This window comes from Stenotrophomonas genospecies 3, assembly GCF_054473855.1.
On record NZ_JBTMUR010000032.1, the window covers coordinates 1 to 8292 of the forward strand.

Genomic DNA, 8292 nt, shown 5'->3' on the forward strand with positions numbered 1-8292 from the left:
GCTGCCGGCCAGCGGCCGGCACTACCGTGCCCGTTTACCTGACGGGCCTGAGACTCTCCAGCAACACAGTTGCTACAGGGACGTACTTGCGGCGTCCCCGCACTCCGACACCGTCCCGCCACCCCACGGACAGCCCGCTTTTGACGTTGACGTTGATTCTGCAGGTGCAGGGCTGCAAGCCCTGCCGAACCCCTAGAACGGAGTCGCGGACTCGAACGCGAGCGCCTCGCCCGTCACCGGATGGGTGAACCGCAGGCTGCGCGCATGCAGATGCACACGCTGCGCCGGCGCGGCGTCATACAGCACATCGCCAACGATGGGATGGCCGAGACTGGCCATGTGCAGGCGCAGCTGATGGCTGCGGCCAGTGATCGGTTCCAACGCCACGCGGGTGCGCTGCGCTTCAACATCACGTGCCATTACGTGCCAACGTGTCAGCGCCGGTTTGCCGCGTTCGTGATCGACCATCTGCTTCGGCCGGTTCGGCCAGTCCACGATCAACGGCAGGTCCACTTCGCCGGCATCGCCTTCAAGCAGCCCCTCCACGATCGCTTCGTAACGCTTGCCAACCTGGCGCTGCTCGAACTGCATCGACAACGCCACCTGCATGTCCTTGCCGCGCGCATGCAGCAGCAGGCCGGAGGTCACCTGGTCCAGGCGATGCACGGTCAATGCATCCGGGTACAGCGCCTGCAGGCGCGCGACCACGCAGTCCTGGTTCTCGGCGCTGCGGCCAGGCACGGACAGCAGGCCGGCCGGCTTCTCGGCCACCAGCAGCGCGTCGTCGATGTAATGCAGGTGGATCATCAGTTCCTGTATTCCTCAAACAGCAACGGGGAAGCCTGAGCTTCCCCGTTGCTGCGTACCGACCAACGGTCGGTACCTACCTTCTGGATCACGTACCGGCCAACGGCCGGCACCTACCTCGATGGAAGACGTACCGGCCGGAGCCGGTACCGCCTGCATCAGCCCAGCAGGTGGGCGACGCCGGCGCGCTCTTCTTCCAGCTCGGCCAGGGTCTTGTCGATGTACTTCTGGCTGAAGTCGTCGATCGGCAGATCCTTGACCAGGGTGTACTTGCCGTTCTCGGTGGTCACCGCGAAACCGAAGATCACGCCTTCCGGAATGCCATAGGAACCGTCGGACGGCACGCCCATGGTGACCCACTTGCCGTTGCTGCCCAGCACCCAGTCACGCACGTGGTCGATGGCTGCGTTGGCGGCCGAAGCAGCCGAGGACGAGCCACGGGCTTCGATGATCGCCGCGCCGCGCTTGCCGACGGTCGGGATGAAGGTGTTGGCGTTCCACTCCTGGTCGTTGATCGCATCGGCGATCGACGCACCATCGGCGGTGGCGAAACGGTAGTCCGGGTACATGGTCGGGCTGTGGTTGCCCCACACGACCAGCTTCTCCATGCCACCGACCGGCTTGCCGAGCTTGGTCGACAGCTGGCTCAGCGCGCGGTTGTGGTCCAGGCGCAGCATGGCGGTGAAGTTCTCCGGCTTCAGGTCCGGGGCCGACTTCATCGCGATGTAGGCGTTGGTGTTGGCCGGGTTGCCGACCACCAGCACCTTCACGTCACGGCTGGCGACCTTGTTCAGCGCCGCGCCCTGGGCGGTGAAGATCTTGGCGTTTTCCAGCAGCAGGTCCTTGCGCTCCATGCCCGGGCCACGCGGACGCGCGCCGACCAGCAGGGCGATGTCGGCGTCCTTGAACGCGACTTCGGCATCATCGGTGCCGACCATGCCGGCCAGCAGCGGGAAGGCGCAGTCTTCCAGCTCCATCATCACGCCCTTCAGGGCGGCCTGGGCCTTGTCGACCGGCAGTTCCAGCAGCTGCAGGATGACCGGCTGGTCCTTACCCAGCATTTCGCCGGAGGCGATGCGGAACAGCAGGGCATAACCGATCTGGCCGGCGGCGCCGGTCACGGCAACACGAACGGGTGCTTTCATGGGGGTTTCCTCTTGCTTGCAAGCGTTTGATGGGACGCCGCGGGCGTGGCCACGCAGGCCTGGCGGGCGGCGGGGAACAGGGAAACGGCCACCCGAGGGTGGCCGTTTCGAAGGGGGATCAGGCGGCGAGGTGCTTGTTCCACTCCGCGACGCGCTCGGCCTGGGCGGCCAGCACGGCGTCGACGTCGCCTTCCAGGGTGATCGAATGGATCACGTCGCCCTGCTTGACCGAATCAACGATGGCCTGGCCTTCCAGGACCTTGCCGAAGACGGTGTGGCGGCCGTCCAGCCAGTCGGTCTTGATGTGGGTGATGAAGAACTGGCTGCCGTTGGTGTTCGGGCCGGCGTTGGCCATCGACAGCGAGCCGACCTCGTGCTTCACGCCATTCTTCTCGTCTTCGAACTTGTAGCCCGGGCCGCCGGTGCCACGACCCTGCGGGCAGCCGCCCTGGATCATGAAGTCGGCGATCACGCGGTGGAAGATCAGGCCGTCATAGAAACCGTGCTTGACCAGGTTCACGAAGTTGGCCACGGTCAGCGGCGCCTTGTCGGCGAACAGCTCGACCTTGATCGGGCCCTGGGTGGTGTCGAAAGTGGCGATGAGGGACATGAAGATCCTTGATGCAGATGGGGAACGCGTCTAGCCACCTAGTTTACACCTGCCTCGTGGCGGCGGCGGCTTCGACCATGGGCGCAGATCCGGGCTTCAGCCACGGGACGGGGTGCCCCGCGGTGCAGGCCAGGCGGCCTCGACCGGCGCCGCGGCCCCCCAGCTGAATGGGCCCCATGACGGGTGTGAAATCCACCTTTTCGCGAATCGTCAAGTTCGACGTATAATGTTGGACTTCTTTTTCCAAATCCGGCGCCGACTGGCCCCCTTTCGTATGTCCATCGAAAATCTTCGCAACATCGCCATCGTCGCCCACGTCGACCATGGCAAGACCACCCTGGTCGACCAGCTGCTGAAGCAGTCCGGCACCCTGTCCGAGCGTACCGTCCTCGCCGAGCGCGTGATGGACAGCAACGACCAGGAAAAGGAACGCGGCATCACCATCCTGGCCAAGAACACCGCCATCACCTGGGAAGACAAGAAGACCGGCATCAAGAACCGGATCAACATCGTCGACACCCCCGGCCACGCCGACTTCGGTGGTGAGGTCGAGCGCGTGCTGTCGATGGTCGACACCGTGCTGATCCTGGTCGATGCGATGGACGGCCCGATGCCGCAGACCCGCTTCGTGACCCAGAAGGCCTTCGCGATGGGCTTCAAGCCGATCGTCGTGGTCAACAAGGTCGACCGTCCGGGCGCCCGCCCGGAATGGGTGATCGACCAGGTCTTCGACCTGTTCGACAAGCTCGGCGCCACCAACGAGCAGCTGGACTTCCCGATCGTCTACGCCTCGGGCCTGAACGGCTACGCCGGCCTGGAAGACACCGTGCGCGATGGCGACATGACCCCGCTGTACGAAGCGATCATGCAGCACGCGCCGCGTCCGGAAGTGGACCCGGAAGGCCCGTTCCAGATGCGCATCAGCCAGCTGGACTACAACAACTTCGTGGGCGTGATCGGCATCGGCCGCATCCAGCGCGGCACCCTGAAGAAGAACATGCAGGTCGCGGTCATCGACCGTGAAGGCAAGAAGCGCAACGGCAAGGTGCTGCAGGTGCTGGGCTTCATGGGCCTGGAGCGCATCGAGCAGGATTCGGCCGAGGCCGGCGACATCGTGGCCATCTCCGGCATCCAGGAGCTGACCATCTCCGACACCATCTGCGCACCGGACTTCCCGGAAGCGCTGCCGGCGCTGACCGTCGACGAGCCGACCATCTCGATGACCTTCCAGGTCAACAACTCGCCGTTCGCCGGCAACAAGGACCTGTCCGGTGGCAAGTTCCTGACCAGCCGCCAGATCAAGGACCGCCTGGACCGTGAAAAGGTCCACAACGTGGCCCTGAAGGTCGAGCAGCTGGAAGACGCCGACAAGTTCCTGGTCTCCGGCCGTGGCGAACTGCACCTGTCGGTGCTGATCGAGAACATGCGCCGCGAAGGCTACGAGCTGGCCGTGTCGCGCCCGGAAGTGATCATCAAGGAAATCGACGGCCAGCTGATGGAGCCGATCGAGCAGCTGGTGGTGGACATCGAAGAAATCCACCAGGGCGGCGTGATGGAAAAGCTGGGCACCCGCAAGGGCCAGCTGAAGAACATGGAATCGGACGGCAAGGGCCGTGTGCGCCTGGAATACTCGATCCCGGCCCGTGGCCTGATCGGTTTCCAGAACGAGTTCAAGACCCTGACCCAGGGTTCGGGCCTGCTGTTCCACGTGTTCGACCACTACGGCCCGAAGGAACAGGGCGCGATCGCCAAGCGCATCAACGGCGTGATGATCGCCAATGCGCCGGGCACCACGCCGGCCTACTCGCTGGGCCCGCTGCAGGAGCGCGGCAAGCTCTTCGCTGCTGAAGGCGACAACGTGTATGAAGGTCAGCTGGTCGGCATCCACTCCAAGGACAACGACCTGACCGTCAACGCGATCAAGACCAAGCCGCTGACCAACATGCGCGCTTCGGGCAAGGACGATGCGATCCAGCTGACCCCGGCGATCAAGTACTCGCTGGAACAGGCCCTGGACTTCATCGAAGACGACGAGCTGGTCGAGATCACCCCGAAGGAGATCCGTCTGCGCAAGAAGTTCCTGACCGAAAGCGACCGCAAGAAGGCTTCGCGCGGCGGCTGAGCCAGCACCCCGTGAACCTGAGCGGCTACAACCCGGATCCACACCGGCATCCGGGTCTCCATGTCATCGCCCTGCTCGAAGCGAGCAAGGCGATGCTGGCGCTGTTGGCCGCCACCGGGCTGGAAGTGCTCGGACCGCAGCCGCTACGGCACGGCATCATGGCCCTGATCCGGCGTTTCAGCCTGGATCCGGACCATGGCACCCTGCCCTCGCTGCTGCACATGATCAGCCCCGACGCGGTCCACCTGGCCGCGGCGGGGATGATCGGCTACGGCCTGCTGCACCTGGTCGAAGCCTGGGGCCTGTGGCGGGCCAAGGCCTGGGCCTCCTGGCTGGGCTGCCTGACCGCCGCCCTGTACCTGCCTTTCGACATCTTCGCGATCATCCGCCACCCCGGCTGGCCGTCGTGGACGATCCTGGCGATCAACCTGATCGTGGTCTACGTGCTCGCCCGCGACCTGCGCAAGCGCCACCGCTGAGCACCGGCTACACTGGGGATTGGAGCCGACCAAGCCGCCCCATGCGCCCGTCCTTGCCGCCTCTGCTGACCTGCCTGCTCGCCGCGCTGCCGGCGCTGCTTTCGGCTGGCTGCAGCCCGGCCACGCCCAGCGCGCATGCGGCCGAACCTGCGAGCCGCAACGTGCCGTTCCCGTACGCCGAAACCGATGTCGCCGACCTGCAGGCGCGGATGACCGCCGGGGAACTGGACAGCACCACCCTGACCCAGGCCTACCTGCAGCGCATCGCCGCGCTGGACCGCACCGGGCCGCGCCTGCGCGCGGTGATCGAGCTCAACCCCGACGCGCTGAAGGAAGCCGCCGCACGCGACCGCGAGCGCCGTGGCGGCCGCCTGCGCGGCCCGCTGCATGGCATTCCCCTGCTGTTGAAGGACAACATCAACGCCGCGCCGATGGCCACCAGTGCGGGTTCGCTGGCCCTGCAGGGCTTCCGTCCGGACGATGCCTACCTGGTGCGCCGGCTGCGCGACGCCGGTGCGGTGGTGCTGGGCAAGACCAACCTCAGCGAATGGGCCAACTTCCGCGGCAATGATTCGATCTCCGGCTGGAGCGCGCGTGGCGGCCAGACCCGCAACCCCTATCGCATCAGCCATTCGCCGTGTGGTTCCAGCAGCGGCAGCGCGGTGGCCGTGGCCGCCAACCTGGCCAGCGTGGCGATCGGCACCGAAACCGACGGCAGCATCGTCTGCCCGGCGGCGATCAACGGCGTGGTCGGCCTGAAGCCGACGGTCGGCCTGGTCAGCCGCGACGGCATCATCCCGATCTCCTTCAGCCAGGACACTGCCGGGCCGATGGCACGCAGCGTCGCCGACGCTGCCGCCGTGCTGACCGCGATTGCCGGCCGCGATGATGCCGACCCGGCCACCGCGACCATGCCCGGCCGTGCGGTCTACGACTACACCGCGCGACTGGACCCGCAGGGCCTGCGCGGCAAGCGCATCGGCCTGCTGCAGACACCCCTGCTGAAGTACCGTGGCATGCCGCCACTGATCGAACAGGCGGCAACCGAGCTGCGCCGCGCCGGCGCCGTGGTGGTGCCGGTGGAGCTGCCCAACCAGGGCGCCTGGGCCGAGGCCGAGCGCACGCTGCTGCTGTACGAATTCAAGGCCGGGCTGGAGCGCTATTTCAGCACCCACCGCGCACCATTGCGCAGCCTGGCCGAACTCATCGCCTTCAACCAGGCGCACAGCAAGCAGGAAATGGGCCTGTTCGGCCAGGAGCTGCTGGTGGAGGCCGATGCCACCGCCGGCCTGGCCGACCCCGCCTATATCCGCGCCCGCAGCGATGCGCGCCGGCTGGCCGGCCCGGAAGGCATCGATGCTGCCCTCGCCGCCCACCAGCTCGATGCGCTGGTGGCGCCGACCACCGGCGTGGCATGGCCGATCCGCAGCGAAGGCGACGACTTCCCCGGTGAAAGCTACAGCGCCGCCGCCGTGGCCGGCTATCCCAGCCTCACCGTGCCGATGGGGCAGATCGATGGTCTGCCGGTCGGTCTGCTGTTCATGGGCACCGCCTGGAGCGAGCCGAAGCTGATCGAGATGGCCTACGCCTACGAACAGCGCACGCGCGCGCGGCGCCCACCGCACTTCGATACCGACGCACTGATCGACGCTGGCGAGCCGTGATCCGGTAGTGCCGGCCGCTGGCCGGCAGATCCCAGGTCGCCGGCCAGCGACCGGCGCTACCGTTCGGGTTCCGGCTCCACCGGCACGATCGCCGCCTCACCATCTTCAGCACCCGGCGAACGCACATCCGCGGTGCGTGCACGTGGACCGCGCGGCATATCCAGCTCATCTTCGTGTTGCAGCCGCGCACGCACCTGCGGCAGCGACTGCGGATGCTCGCTCGCGAGGAAATCGAGCATGCGCTCGCGCACCAGGCAACGCAGATCGAAGGCATCGCCCGAGCTTCGCGCGCTGACCAGCAGGCGCACCTGGATCGCACGCTCGCTGGTCTCGGTCACCTGGGTCACGCAGACCCGGCCATCCCACAGCGCTTCGCCACGGCAGATGCGTTCCAGCTCAGCGCGGATCGCCGCAATCGGGGCACGATAATCCAGCCACAGGAAGGCCGTGCCAAGCAGGTCCGCGCTGCGCCGCGTCCAGTTCTGGAACGGGTTCTCGATGAACCAGGTCAGCGGCACCACCATCCGCCGCTCGTCCCAGATGCGCACCACCACATAGCTGCTGCCGATCTCCTCGATGCGTCCCCACTCGCCCTCGACGATCACCACATCGTCCAGCCGGATCGGCTGGGTCACTGCAATCTGCAGGCCAGCGATCAGGTTGCCGAACACAGGCTTTGCGGCGATACCGGCCACCAGGCCGATGAGGCCCGCCGAGGCCAGCAGCGCGGTGCCGATCTTCTGCACCATCGGGAAGGTCAGCAGCACCAGCGAAGTGCCCAGCACGATGATGCCGCCCATCAGCACGCGACTGAGCACCCGCGTCTGGGTCTGGATGCGGCGCGCTTCCAGATTGTCGGCGACATCGATGGGATGACTGCGCAGGATCGCGCGCTCGCCCGCCGCCACCGCGCGTACCAGCAACCAGATGAAGCACGCGGTCAGCGCGATGTGCAGCACATGCTGCAGGTTGCCCAGCACCGGATCCTGCAGTGGCGTGGCCTGCAATGCGGGAATCAACAACAGCAGCGGCCATGCGGTGGCCAGTGGCAACCCGAGCACGCGACCGATGCGTGCGCGCCGGCGATCACGCCCTTTCAGCCGATGATAGATCCACAGGATCAGCCACGCGCCGATACCGCCCACTACTGCTGCCAATCCCAACGGCCATGCGTAGGCCTGTGCGATTTGCCAGTGCACCGCTGCCACCTCCACTCGAACAGCCAAGCGGAGAGCCTCGCGCATGACGCATGAGTGTCACGTCAGTCGTTCGTAAGAAGGGTGTTGATCGGCAGGGCTTGCAGCCCTGCACCTGCTGCGAGCCGAAGCAACAGCAACAGCAACAGCAACAGCCGAAGCAGAAGCGGGTTTCCTGTGGGGTGGCGGGGCGGGTCCGGTTGCGGGGGACGCTGCAAGTACGTCCATGTAAGCTCGGTCGCCGCATCCATGCGGCTCACGCCCCCGCA

At 66.4% G+C, this 8292-nt stretch carries 7 protein-coding genes and 1 pseudogene; 3 read left to right on the forward strand and 5 right to left on the reverse strand.

All coding sequences use genetic code 11. The features are described from left to right. Positions 1 to 192: 192 nt before the first annotated feature. From ACX9OT_RS21685 to ACX9OT_RS21695, 3 genes are all read right to left on the reverse strand, one after another. Positions 193 to 807 carry an RluA family pseudouridine synthase gene (locus ACX9OT_RS21685; RefSeq protein WP_032129767.1) on the reverse strand — a complete coding sequence of 205 codons (615 nt, stop codon included), beginning with the start codon at positions 805 to 807 and terminating at the stop codon, positions 193 to 195. Positions 808 to 965: 158 nt separating this feature from the next. Then, positions 966 to 1952 (reverse strand): malate dehydrogenase, encoded by a 987-nt coding sequence (locus ACX9OT_RS21690; RefSeq protein WP_004153634.1) that lies wholly within the window; start codon positions 1950 to 1952, stop codon positions 966 to 968. A gap of 118 nt (positions 1953 to 2070) precedes the next feature. Next, on the reverse strand, positions 2071 to 2562 hold the full coding sequence (locus ACX9OT_RS21695; RefSeq protein WP_004153629.1) for a peptidylprolyl isomerase: 492 nt from the start codon (positions 2560 to 2562) through the stop codon (positions 2071 to 2073). Between the two features lie 274 nt (positions 2563 to 2836). Here ACX9OT_RS21695 and typA point away from each other — a divergent pair, with 274 nt between their 5' ends. From typA to ACX9OT_RS21710, 3 genes are read left to right on the forward strand one after another with little or no spacing between them, the layout of a single operon-like run. After that, on the forward strand, positions 2837 to 4684 hold the full coding sequence (typA, locus tag ACX9OT_RS21700) for a translational GTPase TypA (protein WP_049455386.1): 1848 nt from the start codon (positions 2837 to 2839) through the stop codon (positions 4682 to 4684). 11 nt (positions 4685 to 4695) lie between these two features. Then, a complete protein-coding gene (locus tag ACX9OT_RS21705; protein WP_049422416.1) occupies positions 4696 to 5163 on the forward strand; it encodes a DUF2127 domain-containing protein in 468 nt (155 codons plus the stop codon). A gap of 41 nt (positions 5164 to 5204) precedes the next feature. Then, positions 5205 to 6827, forward strand: a complete 1623-nt coding sequence (locus ACX9OT_RS21710) for an amidase (protein ID WP_071229495.1) — start codon at positions 5205 to 5207, stop codon at positions 6825 to 6827. A 56-nt stretch (positions 6828 to 6883) separates the two neighbouring features. On the opposite strand, the gene ACX9OT_RS21715 is transcribed toward ACX9OT_RS21710, so the two are convergent. Together ACX9OT_RS21715 and ACX9OT_RS21720 are read right to left on the reverse strand one after the other, a co-directional pair. Further along, the gene (locus ACX9OT_RS21715) at positions 6884 to 8071 is read right to left on the reverse strand and encodes a mechanosensitive ion channel family protein (RefSeq protein WP_459003650.1); all 1188 of its coding nucleotides are present in this window, start codon (positions 8069 to 8071) and stop codon (positions 6884 to 6886) included. Positions 8072 to 8088: 17 nt separating this feature from the next. After that, positions 8089 to 8292: pseudogene (locus tag ACX9OT_RS21720) on the reverse strand (hypothetical protein); the annotation flags it as partial.